The organism is Undibacterium sp. TC9W (genome assembly GCF_049339865.1).
In the GTDB taxonomy this organism is placed as follows: Bacteria; Pseudomonadota; Gammaproteobacteria; order Burkholderiales; family Burkholderiaceae_D; genus Undibacterium.
Genome location: NZ_JBMPPJ010000023.1, coordinates 65,557 through 83,404, shown reverse-complemented (window position 1 = coordinate 83,404; position 17,848 = coordinate 65,557). Strand labels below are relative to the sequence as shown.

Annotated in this window: 18 protein-coding genes; 10 read left to right on the top strand and 8 right to left on the bottom strand. The window is 51.4% G+C overall.

All coding sequences use genetic code 11. The annotated features are described in order from the left end of the window. Positions 1–125: 125 nt before the first annotated feature. The 4 genes from ACO0LN_RS24865 to moaC form a co-directional block, all read right to left on the bottom strand. A complete protein-coding gene (locus ACO0LN_RS24865; RefSeq protein WP_422978517.1) occupies positions 126–524 on the bottom strand; it encodes a hypothetical protein in 399 nt (132 codons plus the stop codon). 72 nt (positions 525–596) lie between these two features. Then, complete coding sequence (locus ACO0LN_RS24860) at positions 597–920, bottom strand: hypothetical protein (protein WP_422978515.1); 324 nt, start codon at positions 918–920, stop codon at positions 597–599. Positions 921–1,003: 83 nt separating this feature from the next. After that, the gene (locus tag ACO0LN_RS24855; protein ID WP_422978513.1) at positions 1,004–1,555 is read right to left on the bottom strand and encodes an endonuclease V; all 552 of its coding nucleotides are present in this window, start codon (positions 1,553–1,555) and stop codon (positions 1,004–1,006) included. Then, positions 1,552–2,079 (bottom strand): cyclic pyranopterin monophosphate synthase MoaC, encoded by a 528-nt coding sequence (gene moaC, locus ACO0LN_RS24850; protein ID WP_422978511.1) that lies wholly within the window; start codon positions 2,077–2,079, stop codon positions 1,552–1,554. The genes ACO0LN_RS24855 and moaC overlap by 4 nt, the downstream gene beginning before the upstream one ends. Before the next feature lie 275 nt (positions 2,080–2,354). On the opposite strand from moaC, the gene ACO0LN_RS24845 reads away from it, so the two are divergent. The 10 genes from ACO0LN_RS24845 (at position 2,355) to ACO0LN_RS24800 (ending at position 14,256) form a co-directional block, all read left to right on the top strand. Further along, on the top strand, positions 2,355–3,896 hold the full coding sequence (locus ACO0LN_RS24845) for a M48 family metallopeptidase (protein ID WP_422978509.1): 1,542 nt from the start codon (positions 2,355–2,357) through the stop codon (positions 3,894–3,896). A gap of 6 nt (positions 3,897–3,902) precedes the next feature. Next, positions 3,903–4,439 (top strand): hypothetical protein, encoded by a 537-nt coding sequence (locus tag ACO0LN_RS24840; protein ID WP_422978507.1) that lies wholly within the window; start codon positions 3,903–3,905, stop codon positions 4,437–4,439. A gap of 40 nt (positions 4,440–4,479) precedes the next feature. Next, the gene (locus tag ACO0LN_RS24835) at positions 4,480–5,187 is read left to right on the top strand and encodes a hypothetical protein (RefSeq protein ID WP_422978505.1); all 708 of its coding nucleotides are present in this window, start codon (positions 4,480–4,482) and stop codon (positions 5,185–5,187) included. An 84-nt stretch (positions 5,188–5,271) separates the two neighbouring features. Then, complete coding sequence (locus tag ACO0LN_RS24830; protein ID WP_422978503.1) at positions 5,272–6,345, top strand: hypothetical protein; 1,074 nt, start codon at positions 5,272–5,274, stop codon at positions 6,343–6,345. Between the two features lie 324 nt (positions 6,346–6,669). Then, the gene (locus tag ACO0LN_RS24825) at positions 6,670–9,360 is read left to right on the top strand and encodes a hypothetical protein (RefSeq protein ID WP_422978501.1); all 2,691 of its coding nucleotides are present in this window, start codon (positions 6,670–6,672) and stop codon (positions 9,358–9,360) included. A 103-nt stretch (positions 9,361–9,463) separates the two neighbouring features. After that, on the top strand, positions 9,464–9,934 hold the full coding sequence (locus ACO0LN_RS24820) for a DUF6794 domain-containing protein (RefSeq protein ID WP_422978499.1): 471 nt from the start codon (positions 9,464–9,466) through the stop codon (positions 9,932–9,934). A 130-nt stretch (positions 9,935–10,064) separates the two neighbouring features. Continuing rightward, positions 10,065–10,517 (top strand): DUF6794 domain-containing protein, encoded by a 453-nt coding sequence (locus tag ACO0LN_RS24815; protein WP_422978497.1) that lies wholly within the window; start codon positions 10,065–10,067, stop codon positions 10,515–10,517. Positions 10,518–10,561: 44 nt separating this feature from the next. Next, on the top strand, positions 10,562–11,146 hold the full coding sequence (locus tag ACO0LN_RS24810; protein WP_422978495.1) for a hypothetical protein: 585 nt from the start codon (positions 10,562–10,564) through the stop codon (positions 11,144–11,146). Between the two features lie 364 nt (positions 11,147–11,510). Continuing rightward, positions 11,511–13,268 (top strand): patatin-like phospholipase family protein, encoded by a 1,758-nt coding sequence (locus tag ACO0LN_RS24805; RefSeq protein ID WP_422978493.1) that lies wholly within the window; start codon positions 11,511–11,513, stop codon positions 13,266–13,268. 151 nt (positions 13,269–13,419) lie between these two features. After that, a complete protein-coding gene (locus tag ACO0LN_RS24800; protein ID WP_422978491.1) occupies positions 13,420–14,256 on the top strand; it encodes a hypothetical protein in 837 nt (278 codons plus the stop codon). Between the two features lie 68 nt (positions 14,257–14,324). On the opposite strand, the gene ACO0LN_RS24795 is transcribed toward ACO0LN_RS24800, so the two are convergent. The 4 genes from ACO0LN_RS24795 to ACO0LN_RS24780 all read right to left on the bottom strand — a co-directional run bounded on the left by ACO0LN_RS24795 (position 14,325) and on the right by ACO0LN_RS24780 (position 17,848). Continuing rightward, positions 14,325–14,912, bottom strand: coding sequence for a hypothetical protein (locus ACO0LN_RS24795; RefSeq protein WP_422953745.1), 588 nt, complete (start codon positions 14,910–14,912; stop codon positions 14,325–14,327). After that, positions 14,909–16,075: a M48 family metalloprotease gene (locus tag ACO0LN_RS24790; RefSeq protein WP_422978489.1), complete on the bottom strand. Its 1,167-nt coding sequence runs from the start codon at positions 16,073–16,075 to the stop codon at positions 14,909–14,911. The genes ACO0LN_RS24795 and ACO0LN_RS24790 overlap by 4 nt, the downstream gene beginning before the upstream one ends. Beyond that, positions 16,072–16,779, bottom strand: coding sequence for a hypothetical protein (locus ACO0LN_RS24785; protein WP_162042502.1), 708 nt, complete (start codon positions 16,777–16,779; stop codon positions 16,072–16,074). Before ACO0LN_RS24785 ends, ACO0LN_RS24790 begins: the two co-directional genes overlap by 4 nt. Before the next feature lie 364 nt (positions 16,780–17,143). Beyond that, a complete protein-coding gene (locus ACO0LN_RS24780) occupies positions 17,144–17,848 on the bottom strand; it encodes a hypothetical protein (RefSeq protein WP_422978487.1) in 705 nt (234 codons plus the stop codon).

Here is a 17,848-nt window from a genome sequence, read left to right as displayed (position 1 = left end):
TTTCGCCAGCTCTTTGGCCAGCGCCTGCAGTTTGCTTCTTTCCATTGCGTTTGTCGTCATTTTGGCAATTCCTCATTATAGGAGCTTCATCTGCCAGAATTACTTACACACTTTTATTTACAGGCTCATCCTATTTTAAATAGGCCAAAATCTCTTGGGTCATTCGCCATCATAGATAAAGTTGTCAAGCTTCCATCCGGCAAAAGCAGTTGCATTTCGGAATCCTTTTTACTATCACTAGGGCGACCAGGCGCAAAAATATCGATGACAGTAGCTGTAACCTCCTGGCTCGAAATTACTCCATTTCGAATATTTCTCCACCATTCATCGCTACCCAATAAACCATGAGTTCCTTTAATTCCCAATGCTGGTCTATCTGGATCCAACTGTATCTTTTGTGCGTTAACCACCACATCAGGGTTTTCTCGGAAATAAACATCCAATTGGTAAACCAGCTTAAATTTCAAACCATTTGAATCAGTAGTTGAATCTAGTTTTAAAAACATATTTATTTTCTTCTTCATAATTGGTAAATATAAGCATGCTTATTTCTCTTCAAAAATCAGGTATTTAATCCGGGTCAAGGCATGTCACTTTCATTCACTGCGAAAAAACTGTCGCTTTTTCCTTTCATAAAATCTGGCACGCAATACTAGCGGTATGGCGGCAGCTATGGGCAGAAACAGAAAAATCAAAGCAAGGGTTTGATAAGAAAGTATCCAGAAAATAGCAGCACCAAACCAGCTGTTCCCTGTCAGCGTTCCCAGAACTAAAGCAATGTGCCAGTGGCAGCTAAGGCTGCGATGGCAGTTTTTGCATCGCACGGGCAAGCCGCACAAAGTGGTCAGGGCTTTGTGGCTGGCAGAGCAGGCGGTTTCTCCGCAGGCGGGGCAAGACAAGATGAGCAGGCTGTTTTTCATTGTGTCTGGTTTCTCTATAAATCTGCTGTTGTCCTTGGTGGTGATGCTGCTTGCCTGCCATGTCAGGGTGCAAGGCCAGGGTTTCAGGTATTGGCAGCAGGCTTATCCCCCGCTTCACGGCACAGTTGATCGACCTGCTTCAACAAAGTTGGCAGCCGGTATTCGCCATGCATGGCGGCTATGCTGGCCTGGGCTGTCGCCAGGTCCATGCCCAGGCTGGTGATGTACAGGGGCTTGATGCTCTCGCCCCGGCAGATGCCGAACGATGCATCTATCGCCGAGAAAGAGGACTTGGCAACGCCGATGATGCTGGCCTTGCCGGCCAGCGCCTCGTGCAGGTAGCAGCCCAGGCCGGGTTTGCTGGTGCCATCCAGATAAACATAGCCATCAATGATGATGCAGTCTGGCTGCAGGTCATGTTCCGCCAGCAATTGCAGGATGCAGGGCAGCTCGCGTTTATAAAATTCACCGGGCACATAGTTGGCAACGTTGCGGATGTGGCTGATGCAGGTTTTTGCCGGTTTGTCGTCATCCCAGTTGTGGAAGACGACACCGGCAACGCAGGCGCTTTCACCAGCTTCGTCGCTGCTGTAATGCACATCCACCGCCAGCAAAGTGGCTGGTTTGGCTGTCATTTGTCGATATCCGCTACCCAGTCGCCGGATTTGCCGCCGTGCTTCTCCAGCACCCGTATGTCGGTCATGACCATGCCACGGTCGGCAGCTTTACACATATCGTAAATTGTCAGGAGGCCAACTTGCACTGCGGTAAGGGCTTCCATTTCGACGCCGGTTTTACCCACTGTTTCAACCTGGGCCTCGCATGTAACAGTGTTGTGACTTGCATCAATGCTAAAATCAACAGTGACGCGGGTCAGTGCCAGCGGGTGGCACAGCGGGATGAGGTCGCTGGTGCGTTTGGCAGCCATGATGGCGGCAATGCGGGCTATGCCGATGACATCGCCTTTCTTGGCATTGCCCTGCTCGATGATGGCCAGTGTGGCTGCCTGCATGCGGATATGACCACGGGCAACGGCGATGCGGTGACTATTGTTTTTATTGCCAACATCCACCATATGAGCCTGACCACTTGCGTCAAAATGGGTCAGTTTGGCTGGCAATTCGTGGGCCTGTTCTGTTTTGCTTGTATCTGTGCTCATAATTGTGTAAAAAACGTGTAAAACTAGAACAGGACTTACGAAAAATTGTCCCAGCAAGGCTATCGCTTTTGAGAACCATCCCCAGCGTGGGATGGTCGCTTTGCTGGCAGGCAACATGTTGCCTGAAACCCCAGCTATGTCGTAGCGACGAAGACAGTACTTTAGTACCGAATCTTGCTAGATGCAGGCGCTGCAACGCAGCTGGGGCGGTTTTTCGTAAGTCCTGACAAATAAGGAAGCTATTAGTGTCCAAGTATCATAGCATTGAGAACCCCTTGCGACGTGTTTTTCGCCTGCCAGCCATGTCAGCCTTGCGGCTGGCGGTTTTGCTGGCCGTTGGCCTGGGGAGTGCCAATCTGTCGCCTGCACTGGTCCAGGCACAAAACCTGCCAACTTTGGGCGACACTTCGCGTGAAGACCTGTCACCACTGGCAGAACGCAAGCTCGGTGAGCAAATCATGAGCGTGGTCAGGCGCGACCCTGACTATATGGACGATGCCCCGGTCAGTGAATACCTGAACCGTCTCGGCAACAAGATGCTGGAAGCGCGGCCAGATGCCCGTGGCGAAACTAATTTCAATTTTGAATTTTTTGCCGTGCGTGATCCGGTGCTGAACGCCTTTGCCTTTCCTGGTGGTTTTATTGGTTTTCATTCTGGCCTGATCCTGGCGGCACAATCTGAATCCGAGCTGGCCTCGGTCATGGGCCATGAGATAGGTCACGTGGCCCAGCGCCATATCGCCCGCATGCTGACCAGCCAGCGTGGCGATGCCCTGATCCCGCTGGCGGCACTGGCGCTGGCCGTGCTGGCCGCGCGTAGCAGCCCTGATGCTGCGATGGCGATTGCCACGGGGGGGCAGGGCCTGGCGATACAAAAGCAATTGAATTTTGGCCGCGATGCCGAGCGTGAGGCTGACCGCGTAGGCTTCCAGATTTTGCGGGACTCCGGCTTTGACCCGTCGGGCATGGTCAATTTTTTTGGCCGCCTGCAAAGTTCCATGCGCAACTATAACGATAACCTGCCACCGTTTTTGCGCAGCCACCCGCTGACCAGCGAAAGGATAGCCGACATACAATCGCGCCTGTCAGAGCAGCGCTACCGCCAGCATGCAGATAGCCTGGAGTTTTTGCTCACCAAGGCGAGGATCAGGGTATTGCAAGACAGCAGCACTCAGGGGCTGATGGATGCCAGCACCTTTTTTGACACCCAGGCCAAAACCGGCAAACTCGAAGACCAGATTACTGCCAAATACGGACAGGCCTTTATCGCCTACAAGCGTCTGGACTTTGCTACCGCCCGCAAATTGCTGGATCAATCGCGCAAAATGCTGGAACAGATACCCGCATACAAAAGCATGCTCACTTATAGCAATATGTATGTCGATATGTCCATCGACATCCTGATCGGTGACAAGCAAACTGCCGCCGCCGTCAAAGAGGCAGAAAAAGCCATGCGTGATCTGCCGCTCTCACGCGGTGTGGCCGTGCAATATGCCGAGGCCCTGCTGGCCGACAGCAAAGAAGAGCAGGCGGCTGTTTTCTTGCGTGACCAGATCGTACTGTACCGGCAAGAAGCGCAACTCTACAACCTGCTGGCCAAGGTCTATGCCGCCCAGGGCAAACAAGCAGCCCAACATGTTGCCCTGGCCGAGGCTTATGGCATAGAAAATAACCTCGCCGCCGCCCTGCAACAACTGGACATTGCCCGACGCGAAAAAGATGCGCAGTATTATGAACTGTCCGTCATTGATGCCCGTGAGCGTGAATGGAAAGAGAAGCACAAGGAACAACTGGCAGAAGAGAAGAAGCGGCGTTAATACATGATGCGGCAATTTCTTCAGCATGGGCGATCAGTTCGGCAATATCTGGTCCTAGCGCTTTGTGGCCTGTTGTTCGCCTGCTCTTCTGAAAAGAATGATGCAGGTGAGGGTGCAGCCTATAAGGCAGATTTGATCAATGCGATACGACAATCCAGCAAGATCGTCGTGACCGAACATTCGTCCGAGATGGATTTCATACAGGCAGGGCAATCACCCGCGCAAAAAGAAAGGGTCTATCGCAGCGTGGCATTGACTGCACGCGACCGTGAAAACTTCATTGCCGCGATTGAGCAGGTATCTGATGAAACCCAGCAGGCATTCGCCGCCTGTGTTTTTGATCCCCATCATACGGTTTATTTTTATGCCCAGGGCAAGCTGAGCAGCAAGCTCGACGTTTGCTTTGTATGCTCGCAGCAGGAATGGAAGGCGACGAAACATAGGCCGCCAGCAGGTATCTATGGAGGTTTTGCACAATTCATCAAGTCGGTCAAATTAAGTCCTGAAAGAGAATGGGTGAGTCTGGTTAGCTCAAAGCGCTAAGGCCTTGATATGGCTATAACAGAATAAAGAGTGATGAATAGTGCAAACAAACGAAACTCAAAGTGAGCTGCTGAAAAAACAGCAGGCAGAAAAAATCCGTCTGCTGGAAGAGCAGGTAGTCGTCGCTGGCAAAATTGCAGAAGAGAGACTGGCCCGCCCGCGTGAAGAATGGTCAATCAAGTTCATGGACAGAAAGCCCATGACCAGCAGGCAAAAGTACCTATTCGCGCTGTCGTGTCTGTGCATCGCGTGTTTGCTCTACGGGTTTAATTTGAGTGATAATTTTGTCTTTGCCGGCGAGCATTTTTATGCCACCTCTTTACCCTGGATTGTTGCGGTGGTGTTGTTTCCTTTTGTGCTTTACGGGTGCTATGACCGCACGCATCAGGCTAATTTGGCGTATCGCTATCCCTCGCCAGTCTTACGTCAATTCGTCATACTGCCTCTCATGGCTTGCTTATTGACTTTCGTCATATTACGCAGCCCTATCGCCTTGTCTGCCTTGGCTGGCTGGGCATTCAATAGTGAGGCGGTCGTTGTAGAAGCTACCGTAAGTTCTTTAGGACGCCTGAAACCCAAGCTGGGCATGTGTGATCAAACCCTCCGCGCGGGTGCTCCAGAGTTTGCCGCCACTATCTGCATGGAACATACCATCGTTGGCCGCCAGCCCATTCCTGGTGACCGGGTTGTGGTCAAAGGGCGTCGCTCTGTGCTCGGTATTTATATCGATGAGATCGCGGTGAAGTGACAAGTACAATAGTGAACATCAATGCCTGACTGGCGACAACAGGCCCAGGATGCGAGCTACTGCTGTCAGATCATACAAAGAGAAATGAGACGTCCACTGCTGCTTTCAATTAAAGATATTCAATTTAGCGATTTGAAAAGACCCCAACTTCACTGGGCTGAGGAGGAGTTGCGGGCCAATGATAAATTGATGTTGTATTTCCTGGATTTTGAAAAACTGCCCTGGACTGCAGCCATTTTGGTAGCGCCAGGCAATCATGTGCTGGTTTCTGTTCCCCGTAGCAGTTATGACACAGCAGAAATTGCTGTGGATGTCGGGCCGCAACAGGCATCATGGACGCAGTCTTTTTTCACGGATAAACAGACTCGGGTCAAATTTAAAAAAGAACTGCTATCACATGGCCTGACCGAGCAGGATATACCCCATGGCCTGCTTGCATTTGATGGTGGTTTATTGAACCCCCAATCCACAGGTTTCAATAAAAAAGAGCGCCCACTTAATCCTCTTTGGTTCCACAGCTACTTAATTCCGAAAACCCCTGATGCAAGAGCGAATTTGACCCAGGTATTACATGAGTATATGGCAGAGCGCGGCATCTTCTTTGTCAGGCCATTTGATGATGAGCAATTGCTCAATACAGATTGGCAAGAGCGCTTTCTCGGTGCTCATGAACACGAAGAAGCTATTCTTTTCAGGAATATGTACGGCGGGGCCGAGACTGCCAGGAAAGACAGCATGCAGATAGAAATGCTGGAAAATGTATTGGAGGATTTGGACAAGGGAGCCTCGCTTGATTTTCTCGCTATGAGCCCGAATTCCGATGATTTTTCTTTGCAAATTTCGTATCCCTATGTGTTTGGGAATTACCCAAAGGATTACGATGCGATGAATCGTGGTCAGCGCCATGTTGATCTCGTGAATGCCTTACGCGCACATCTGATTCGCCGCCTGGAATGGCCCGTATTCATACAAGCCGCCCGCGCATGTAGAGCAGGCGCTATTGATAGGTTGAATAAAGGGCCCAAGCCACCGCTAGGGCTGTTGCGTTTTGAGGTGATTGAAGAACTGGATTTTTTTTTGCAGACGATGCGGCAAAAATATCCTAGCTATTGGCAAAGTTCATGGGATGATGTCTGGCGTATTTCATCCTCAGATTAACTGGTTGCACTGTTGAGATTGGCCAGCATCCAGGATTGAACGGGAGTCAATTTGCAGCGAATCACGGGAAAAAAAGATGCTGCCCAAGCTGTAGCAGATTAATTTATAATATGCAGCAACTCGATGGCCACTCTGGCTGTCGATCCATATATCAATTAAACCATTCATTCCTCAGATGTGAAATAAAAAATGAAAATCTGAAGCCACCCTTTGCAGGACTGGTTTCATCCCGGAAGTGCCTGAGCAGGTTGCTTGCATGTGCGTTTGCACTGTGATGCCTGTTTGTGTGTGCATGCCATCCCTGGATTTTTATTTTGTGTTCACATGTCATCAAGCAAACCTGTCAAAGACAGGGCAGCGGTTCAGCCGCCTGTCCTGCAAACGGTCAAATCCATTTTAATCAGCCTGCTGCGTCAGCCTCAGGGCATCGTTGCCTTGCTCAGTGATGAAGTCGATGGCGTAGTCCAGCCTGCTTTGCGGCAGGTGGAGCTCGCCGCACTGGATGTGCGGCTGTTTCCACAGGCGCACAGCTTGCTGGCGGACTGGTTTAGTCTGCAAGCTGCTACCGACTTGCGCAGCGTCTGGCCTGCTTTCTGGCGGGTGTTCTGGATGACCGTGCCTGATGCTGGCAATGCCAGCGTGGTGGCGCTTCCGCAAGCCAGGGTGCCCAGGAAGCCGGTGGCGACTGCAGCCCACCCGCGTGCTTTTCGCGGTACCAAATACCAGCCACCAAAGCCTGCGCAGCCTGCACTGGACTTGTGTCACTGGCTGGCAGATGCACGTTTGCTCGATGCTTTCTTTGCGCGCCATGTTTTTGCTGCCTTACCCGTGCTGGATGCGCAGGGGCAGGTGATGTCGCTGGCTGCCGGGCTTATACCCAGCAGTGCCACTCTGTATTTGCATCACTGGAACAGGCCAGCACAAGAATTGCCCGTCTTGCCAGAAGCATTTCGCCGTTGCTTGCTGTGGCAATTGCGTGCAAGCAGTGCAGACTTGCAACTGGCCTGGCTGCAAATATGGCATCAGCACAGCAGCCAGCATGCAGATGACATTGCACGCTCGCAAAAACTGGCCGTACTGGCTCGCCTGTGTGCCATGAACACGGATAATGCTCACGCGGCAGAGCTCGCTTTGCTCTTGCCAGAAAACCGGCAAACGATTTTCCTGACTGTAGTGATGCGGGAAGTGCAGGGGAGTTTGTCGCCTCAGCAGATGACTGCTGACCAGCTCATGCGCCTGCATTATCTAACAGAAGAAACAGAAGAAACAGAAGAAACAGAAGATGATGCACGCTTTGAATTTTACCTGTGCAATATTTTGCGCAACCTGAGCAGGCAAGTCAGTGTGGAATATAGCCTCACGGGTTGCCTGCTATATGAGGCGAGTGATATCAGCGAATTGCGCGACTATGTGCTGACGACCAGTCATGATTGTCAGGATGTACCATTGGAAGCGATAGCAAGAGCCTGTAAAGCTGTGGGTATCAAGTCCCGGGTGTCTTTGTGGGACTATTGCGCCAAATTTCCCGGTCTCGCACATTATCTGCGTGAAACCCAATGGGAAAAGTTGAGTGAGCCCGCCGCCGATACCTGGCTTCATGTCTTCTACATTTTTATGAATGAAGATGAAAAAGAAAAAATGCAGGCCAAGTGGCAAGTGTATCTGACGCTGTTTTCTGCCTGTCATGATGTACTGATCAGCCTGCCTGCCGACAGACAAAACAAGCTGGCACTGATGTGGCGTCGCTTTATTGGCGGCTGGGATGATGCGCGGAGTTTGCCACAAGCAGTGCAGGATTTTTTGCCACTCATGCATAAATTATGCTTGCCGCCGTTTAAGGCTGAAATTGATTATGGCCATAGCTTTGTGAACATCGTCGAGACCTGGCCGGTAGATAAACGAGCAGAAATTATTACCATTGACGATAGCGTCTGGCGACAATTGGAACTTGCATGCCGTCGCGAAGACAATATGAATTTGCTGACTTCTGGCAGTTATTCCTTCTTAAACCTGGCCCCGGCGTTCTTGCGAACTTCTTTGATGGCTGCGCCAGCCAGGTTTTTCAAGACTTGCAATCTGCTGGGCAGTTTGCATTTCGAGCGTCGGCAACTCTTCATGAAAAAATTCCTTAATACTGATTGGTTTGCGCTGGACTGGCATGCAATGCCACCATTGGAAGCTTGCCAGCGCATGCTGGACTTGAGTAAAGAAGCTGGTCTGGATAGCCCCTTGCCACGCCGCTTGCGCGAATATCTTGAAGGCGGGTTGAGTTTATCGCCGCAGCAAATCACCAGACATTGCAGGCTCAGTTTGTCGAGATTGCCAACGTTGCGTTTGCGCGCTCTGACTGCTGCACTTTGGGTAGAAATGGATGCTTCTTTCAACTTGCGTGACACGTCGGCATCTGCCAGACATGCCCTGCGCCTGCTGGCGGGGCTGGATAAATTTTCTAGTCGTAATAATCGCAAGGGCTTGCGACGATTTCTCGGCCACGCCAGAGATGGTAATACTTTGAATCATATCCAGCACCCGCTTAATCAGGCCTGGTATGCCAGACACCCGCGTGCACAGCAGGCGGCATGGCAAGCAGGGCTGCAATGCAAAGTGCAAACGACACAAGGTGATTTGGCACTGGCATTTGAACATGATCCTTTTGAAGTTCTCATGATGGGCACTTATGCAGGCAGTTGTTTAGGTATTGGTGGTTTGTGTGATTATTCTGCGGTTGCCTGTTTGCTTGACGTGAACAAGCAGGTCTTGTATGCCCGTAATGAGCAGGGAAAAGTAGTGGCGCGGCAGTTGCTGGCGATTGATGAAGGGGATCAACTGGTGTGCTTTGCAGTCTATCCAGGAAATGTTTCGCAGGACGTGAAAGCCGCGTTTAAAACCTACGGACTGGAACTGGCTACTCAATTGGGCATCACTGTTTACCGGGACGGTGACGATAGCAGCTATGACGTGGCCACCATTCTTGCGCAGTTCTGGTGGGACGATGGCCCTTGGCAAGAAGAATGATTGTCAAAACGCAAGTACTTTCCTTTATTTCATGTATGATGCCTGTTTAGTACTTTTAACATTTTTTAATATTTTGAGTTGGCACATTTTGAAGGGGAAGTTTATGAGCATTACACGTGCAGGCATTTGTTCTGGCTTTGCTGCTGTCATCATGATGGGCGCCAATGTGGTATGGGCGCAGTCTGTACCTGTTCCGGCACCTACCGCTGCAGTTGATCCGGCTAGCGCCAGCGGTGCTGTCGCTACTTGCGCCACACCGGGAAAAAATGGCTACGACAAGCAATGCAAGCGCTATGCGGATGCCGATACCTGGCCAACGACCTGTGAACAGGCAGCGACCAACATATTGGCCAGGCTCGATGAAGCCAGCAAGCAGCGCACGCGGGATTCAACGTATGAAAACCTGATTCAGTTCCACGACGGATGGGGCATGGGCATACGTAATAGCACGGGTCTGTGGCGCGGCAATGTGGCGCTGACGGATTCTTGTATGGCACTTGATAACGACGGTGATCGCCACCCTGACCATATTTCCATGATCATCATCCAGCAAATCTGGAAAAAGCTTCACTGAGTGGTCGGTTAGGTCGCTTAGCATTGAGCTGGATTTAAAACTGCTTATAGTGGGCGCTGTCCTTGCGTCCTTGCCCACGCGGCAATCAGCTCACCTGCCTGCGCCGCCAGTTTTTTGTGGAGACACAAACATGAAAACAACAACAGGCAAGATGCATCTGGCCGTGATTGCAGCCATGTTTTTATCCAGCGCGGCACAGGCGCAACTTGACGCAACGGCAGAGCCGGGCAGGCCCAGTTATGATCCGGCCACCGCCATGTGCATGCGTACTGACGATGTCAACGACAAAACCTGCCGCCCCTATCCTGATGCATCATCATGGCCTGCAAGTTGCGGGCAAGCAGTAGGCCAATTCCTGGCTATGCTTGATAACAACAGCAAGCAGGCTTTGCGCAAGACAAAATACGCAGAACTGAAAGACCATGCCGTTCTTTGGGGCATGCTCGTGCGCAACCGCTTTGGCTTGTGGCGCGGTAACAGTGCGCTCATCGCTTCTTGCCTGGCGATGCGCCCAGGTTCCAGTGCTGATCCTGAAGATATTTCCTGGGTGATTGTCGAAGAGGGCTGGAAAAGACTGCAATAAGCCACCATGTTAGAGCGCTAAAGACAAACAAAAAGGAGCGAGGCATGACAGCAGAGAATAAAAAATTGCCAGAAATTTTTATTGCCGTTGATGTAGAGGCCGATGGGCCTATCCCTGGCCCGTACAGCATGATCTCTCTGGGCATGGCGGTGGCTGGGCATCCTGAGCTGACGTTTTATACTGAACTCAAGCCCATCTCTGATGAATTTGATCCCGCTGCACTGGCCGTCTCCGGCCTGGACAGGCAGCATCTGATAGACCATGCGCCTGAAGCCTCAGTGGCAATACGTGCAGCTTATGACTGGGTGAATTCTCTGCGCAAGATAGGCAGGCCCGTTTTTCTGGCGGCACCGGCAGTGTGGGATGGCATGTATGTGCACTGGTACTTTATGAGATACGTTGGTGCCAGCCCCTTTGGCTCTACCGGCTCGGGCGTGGATTTGCGCAGCTACTGGATGGGTCTGACAGGCTGTGAGTGGGTGGAAAGCCGCAAGGGCAAGATCAAATACGCGCTTAATCTTGAGGGCTTGCCGCATACCCACCATGCAGGTGAAGACGCAGCAGAGCTGGCGCAGGTGTTTGCGGCGGTACTGAAAAGCAGGAGTACGGGCTTGCCTGATGTTGAATAATCTGTGACTGCAGTCACTGATTGGGCGACCAGACTGCAGATCGCAAAGCTAGATCTTGACACTCTCGATCGACGATCAATTCACATCCCTCTGCACAAGGCTTGTGTGAATACACACAACACTCATCTTGAATAAAGTGACTTTTTTGTAAGCAAATGTTATCTTTGCTTTGTTTGTAAAATGTCATCTCTCTGAAAAATCAGCCAGCTAAAGTGGAACATGTCCGTGCCCAACAGCAGGGCATGTCTCCTTGTGCTGCTATTTCCATGTTGGGCTTTTTGGCGAGAGGGCGCGAGTCAATTTTGAGATGCAGCCACTTGTCATTAGTCACATGTCATTAGTCACTTATATCGAGGAGTGTATTTTGTCTGAAGCAACTTATCCAGTTACGCCACAGGTGGCCGTTGACAAGATATTCCCGCTGACCCAGCCTGGGCCTGCTGCACATACCTTTGAGCTGGCCCTGGTGCTCGGCGGCACGGTGTCTGCCGGTTGTTATACAGCGGGGGTGCTGGATTTTCTGATTGAGGCACTGGATGCCTGGGCGGCGGCGATTGTACAAGATGACAAAGACAACCCCGGTGCGCCAACCGTGCCACGTCACAAAGTCTTGATCAGGGCGGTCACTGGTACTTCTGGTGGTGGTGTCAATGCCGTGCTGTTGTCACGTGCCCTCAGTTATGTCTATCCGCCAGCGAGTGTGCAGACCGCGCCTGAGCTGAGGGCAAAGAATCCGTTCTATCAAATATGGGTCAATGCCATCGATATAGATGGTTTGCTGGCGACCGATGATCTTGACGGCGCAACGACGATCACCTCATTATTGTCTGGCAAACCGCTTGCGGCAGCGGCAGCCAGCGGTATTTCATTTGACAGCGGGCTGGCTGCAGCGCGGCAATATGTGGCCAATCCTTTGCCGGTGATACTGACTTATACGAATGTTGCGGGTATCCCTTACAAGCAGATGTTTTCCGGCCAGACTGGCCGCGCCGAGTACTTTGTCAATCACGCTGATTTTGTGCGTTTCGCCATTGATATCCAGGGTGCACTGCCAACACCACAATATGCGCTGGCGCCAGATAGTTTTGAGGTTGGTAATCAGACTCAGGACATGCTGGCCTGGTCTGGCATGTCCAGTTATGCGCTGGGTACGGCGGCTTTTCCTGTGGGTTTGCCTGCTGTGCAGATCGCCAGGCCAGCCGGGCATTATGCTTACCGCTACATCTTGCCGAATAGCGGGCAGGGCGTTTACAGCCCGCAATGGCTGGTGCCGGAATGGTCCTTGTTTGTACAGCCCGATAGCGATGCAGGCAGCAAGTATGCCTTTGTTTCTCTCGATGGCGGTTGCACCGACAATGCACCGATAGGCCTCGCGCATGATGTGCTGGCAGGTATCGCACCAACCCGCCAAACCAGTGGCAGCATGGTCAACCGTGCCATCGTGCTGATAGACCCATTTACCGATGTGCCCAATTTTGCAGCCTTGCCCAAGGCCGATTTGGCGAGCATCCTGTTCCCCACCATTAATTGCCTGATCCAGAATAACCGTTTCAATTCGGCAGACCTGGCGGCTTTTACTGATGGCAGTGACTTTAGCCGCTTTTTGATCACGCCCAGCCGCAAGAATGCGAAAGGCGATCCACTGACAGGTGGTGATGCGATTGCCTCATCCGGCCTGGCGGCTTTCCTTGGCTTTTTCTCGCGGCAATACCGTGAACATGACTACATGCTGGGCCGCAGGAATTGCCAGGCTTTTTTAAAATCCTGGTTTACGCTGGAACCCGTCAATACCGTGTTCAATGCCCTTAAACCTCCGGCGGTAGAGACCCCGCCCAACAGCGGCAAGTTTGAGATTCCCATCATCCCCTTGTACGGTTCTGCCCTGGCTGAACAGCCATCGCCCGAGATACCGGGCAAATTTGACCCTGCCAGTCTTGAAGACCAGATAGAGGCAAGGACAGACAAGTTGCTGCGGGTGGCTGCTGATGTCGATAGTGCAGGCTGGTTGGCACGGCAGGCTTACAAAGTAGTGATAGGCATAGCGAGCAGCAAGGCCGCAGACAAGGTAGTTAAAGTGGTGCAGGCTGCAACGCGGGACTCAAAACTGCTCAATCCCAAATGAATTTACCCAAATGAATTTAATTTGAATAACAAAACGCAGGAGCAATGCAAGGTCTGCCTTAAGTAAACTTATTAAGCAAACTTATTAAGCAAACTTATTAAGCAATCTTGTTGTGCAGCTCCGTTGGCAACATCGAAAAAAGGAACTTATCATGTTTGGTAGCCAGGTATTGGAAACGGCCATCGGTATCGCCCTGTTTTTTCTTGCGGTATCGCTGTTCGTCACCGCAATACAGGAATTCATTGCCACGGCCTTGAAGCTCAGGGCCAATACGCTCTCTTCAGGCATCAATGAATTGCTGGAGCAAAAAAAGAATCTTGATCCTGTCATACAGGCCATCGTCAATCATCCGCGTGTATCGCCGCTCGATGGCAAACTCTCTTATATTTCATCGACCAGTTTTGCTGCGGCAACCATTCATGTGCTGGGTGGGGCAGGGGATGCTTCCAAAGACGCTTTCAACCGCCTTGATATTGCCGTGGATAATTTACCAGCCGGCAATCTGAAAAGCGTGCTGCAACTCGCCGTCAGTCGTGCCCAGGGTGATGTCACCAAGGTAGAGCAGGAAGTGGCCACCTGGTTTGATGAATCCATGGACCGCCTCTCAGGCCGCTACAAGCGCTATGCAGGTTACCTGAGCCTGGGCCTGGGGGCAATACTGGCCGTGGGCATGAAGCTCGATGCCTTTGCCGTTGGCAGCGCCTTGTGGGTCAGCCCTGTGCTCAGGGATCAGGCTGCAGCGGCTGCCGCAGCAGCCATAGAAAAAGGTGCAACGACAACCCCGGCCATCACTGCTGATGTACTCACCATGTTTGGCTTTCAAAGTTTCTTTGCCAGCTTCCCTTGCGGCATGGCGCTACTGGGTTGTCTCGTCACAGCATTTGCCGTCAGCCTGGGGGCACCGTTCTGGTTTGATTTCTTGCAAAGCATCGTCAAGATCAATGTACGCGGTACCGGCGATAAACCGGCCAAGGCAGATGGCAGTTGATTGCTTGCGTCAGGCGGGGGTAAAAATAAAGCCGGCATCGCCGGCTTTATTTAGCTTACTTCAGTGAGTTAACCTATCCTGGCGCTTTGTACGATGCGCTTCACCCGCTCTATATGTCGTGGGTAAAACACCAGCTTTGGTGCCTGGTACATGATCGCATACAGCTGCCCATTGACGACAGATACATCTGCGCTGCCAAGGATTTCGAGATTGTCAAGTTTGCGCAAAAGGCTGAATTCAAAATGAAAACCTTTGGTGCCGCCAAACTGGCTGGGCTCCATTTTCAGTAATTTGAAGGTAGAACTGTCACGTGTCAGCGCACCTTCAAACAAGGCAATGATCTGTTCATTTTGCATGCCCGGTTTAAATGCGAACACTTTTTTATCCTTGTTCGATTCTTCTGGCGGGTGCACAGGCTCACCATCCCGCAGGCCTGAATACACCAGCAGCTTATCTACCGGCAAACCTTCCATGGTCCAGGTATCGCGGTGTGGACCATTCATGCCACTGGCACTGACCTGGTTCCAGGCACCTTCCAGCGTCAGATTGAGTTTGTCGCCAATCAGGCGTGTGCCGGACTCTACTTTGGTTGTGGTGACGCAGGCACTTAATGCGAGTACCAGTCCCAGGACTGAGAGTTTCTTAAAAAAATTCATGTATTCAAATCCTCTATGTAACTTTTAATCATGAGTGCATCGCCCGCTTCGGGTGCACTTTGCAGGTACTGTTCAAAGCATAGTTTTGCCTGGTCTTTATTGCCTTTTTGACGCCAGATCAAACCCATGCCACGGTGTGTTTCGGCAGGTTCATTGCCTGCTGCGATGGCCGCCTGATACTGAGTCAGTGCCAGGTCAGCATCCTTGTCCTGATTGCGCAAACGCAGTATTTCAGCCTTGGCCCACAGGTATTCCGCCTGTTTCACTTGACGCACTGACAGGCGTTCAAACAGGACCAGGGATTCGGCATAGCTGCCACGTTTGATTTCATCGACCAGCCAGTCATGCAGGAATGGTGCGGTACGCTCCAGCCATTCTTGCTGGTTATTGCTGCCCTGGGTATTGAGCAGCGCCGCATATTGCTCCAGCTTTTCCTTGCGCTCATGGATGGGCGGGTGAGTGGCAAACATGGGGCTGTTTTTAGCCGGGTCACCCAGCGGACCTGCCTTGCTCTCTTCACGCAGGTTTTCCCAGATTTTTGCAGCTTCAGTCGTATCATAGTGAGCGTTATGCAGCAGTACGATACCTATCCTGTCGGCATCGCTTTCATGCTCCCTCGAAAACGAAAATTGTCCGGCAAGCAAACCGACCTGGCCCAGTGCACCAATCAAACCAAACAAACCGAGGAACTGCCCAAAGGCGGCACGGCTCTTGATGTCGCGCAAATTGGACAAGGTATGCCGCTCAAGGTAATGGCCTATCTCATGTCCCAATACAGAAGCCAGTTGCGCCTCATTGTCTGCACGCAGCATCAGGCCAGACCAGACTTGCATCATGCCATTTGGCGCCATGTTGGCGTTGAAATAATGATTTCTGACGATGTGCACCCGGATGTCCGGGCAATGTTCTGGCGCCAGCTTGCAGGTCACTGCTTGTACATATTGCGTAAACTCTTTGTCTTTCAAGACAAAGGGGCTGCGGCGCAATTTGGTTTCTTCCCTGTCCATCATGGACCACAGACCACCTTCGTCAGTGCTGATCTCAGGACGTAAGAAACGGCCAGGCACCTGATACAAAGCCTGGGCGCTGGCGGTGATACTGCTCAGACCCAGGCTCAAGCCCAGGGCAATACAGAGCAGGTGTTTACCCTTGCGGTATTTCATGGTTTCACCGGGAACTTGTCGAGCAAGTTGTCCACGGTGTTTCTGGCCTTATCCAGTTCGCGCATGTCGCCTGAACCGCTGATCAATTTATTGAACCAGAGTATCCGGCCAGTGCGCAGATCAACCAGCGAGGCATAGCCGACTTGCATGCCGCCTGTCAGGCCTACGCCAAAGATGGCCATGGCGATCATGGCAGCCTTGCGCTCGGCGCTGGCATAGCTATCCCTGACCCAGGTAAATATTGCATAGTCTGCCTGGGTTTTTTCGCGAAGGACTTGTACAGAATCTCCCAATGACCAGTCAAGCGCACCTGCCTTGGTCGGCAAGTATAACGAGGAGGAGCTGAAGTGGTGGAGGTTGATCGCCTGCGCAACTGCACCATGCAAGGCGTTGACCTCAGCCGTGGCGTCCGCATCCTGTGCATTGAGGGTGACAGTATTCAAGCCAAATTTATTCTTTTTCTCTATCAGAGCCTTGGCAAAATACCTGGTAGCCGCTTCAGTCCAGTCTGCCTTGGGTTCAGGAACGCCACCTGCACTCAGTGAATACAGTTCTATGTCACTGGGCATGATGAGTACAGTGCTGCCTTTGGGAATCTTGCTAAAGCCCGGAGCAAGTTGCTCCACCGCCTGAGCTGGTTGCATGGCTGCCAGCAGCATGAGGCCAAAAAAGGCAAAAGGCGCGAAGGTTTTGCGTATAGACATGGATGGAATCCAGAAGAAAAAAAGTCCCACATCTTATCAGCGGATAACAATTAAATATAGTTAAGTTTGTGTGACAGGCGCTGGGGATGGACGCAATTCTTGGTGAAGATTGCGTTTGATTAAGTAGGACTTACGCAAAACCGCCCCAGCTGCGTTGCAGCGACTAGCCGTACTAAAGTACTGTCTTCGTCGCTACGCCTTGCTGGGACAATTTTGCGTAAGTCCTGTTAAGAATGTTTTGTCCTGGTGCAGAGGTCTGCCGTGCAATGACTTGCGTGGCATGAAAATGCTGAATTACCCGCATGCTCCTGCTTCAATATCAGGCATCAGTATCGATGACGGTGGTGCTTGTTTTTTTGTGGTTCTATTTGACCACAGGTGGCCCATAAACAGCGTTCGCCCATCCTTCTTTGATCATGGGCAGCATTTTTTGAATTTCAGGGTCGTTTGATCTGAGTAAATTACCGGTAAATGTTCCGCTGAAGAACACGGTGTCGTCAGGACGGTAGATGAAGACAAAATCAGTACCTGCGCCTTTGCGGTCATTGACAGAATTCTTGGGAAAGACATTGTAATGTACCGCTCGATACAGAATCTTTTTGTACTCGTAAGAGTAACTTGCGCGAATGGTTTGGCCCTCGAACATTTCCTCTATCTGCGCGCGACTGGCTCCAGCCTTCAAGTCGGTGACTGGTATAAAACCCATCCAGCTGACTGTTTTGCCGGACAGTTTTTCTACCACCTCAGGCCGCCAGAGATTGTCCAGATAGCGCGGAACAATATTGTATTCCTTGCCAGCCTCAAACATGACATACATGGCGATGGCATCTCTGGAAGTCTTGCTCTGAATACTGATGACGTGTTTGCCAGGTAAAGCAAGTGCTTCATTGCTTGGCAGACCTTGTGATCCCAATTCATCTACAAAATTAATAATCGCATCAGGATTATTGATTTTGGCGAGTTGTTCTGTTGGCAGTTTGGGGCCCAGGTATAAATCAAGTGCTGTTGCACCAGAGGCGTTCGCGATGACAAAAAGCGAGCTCAGGAATAAAGACAGGTATCTGTTCAT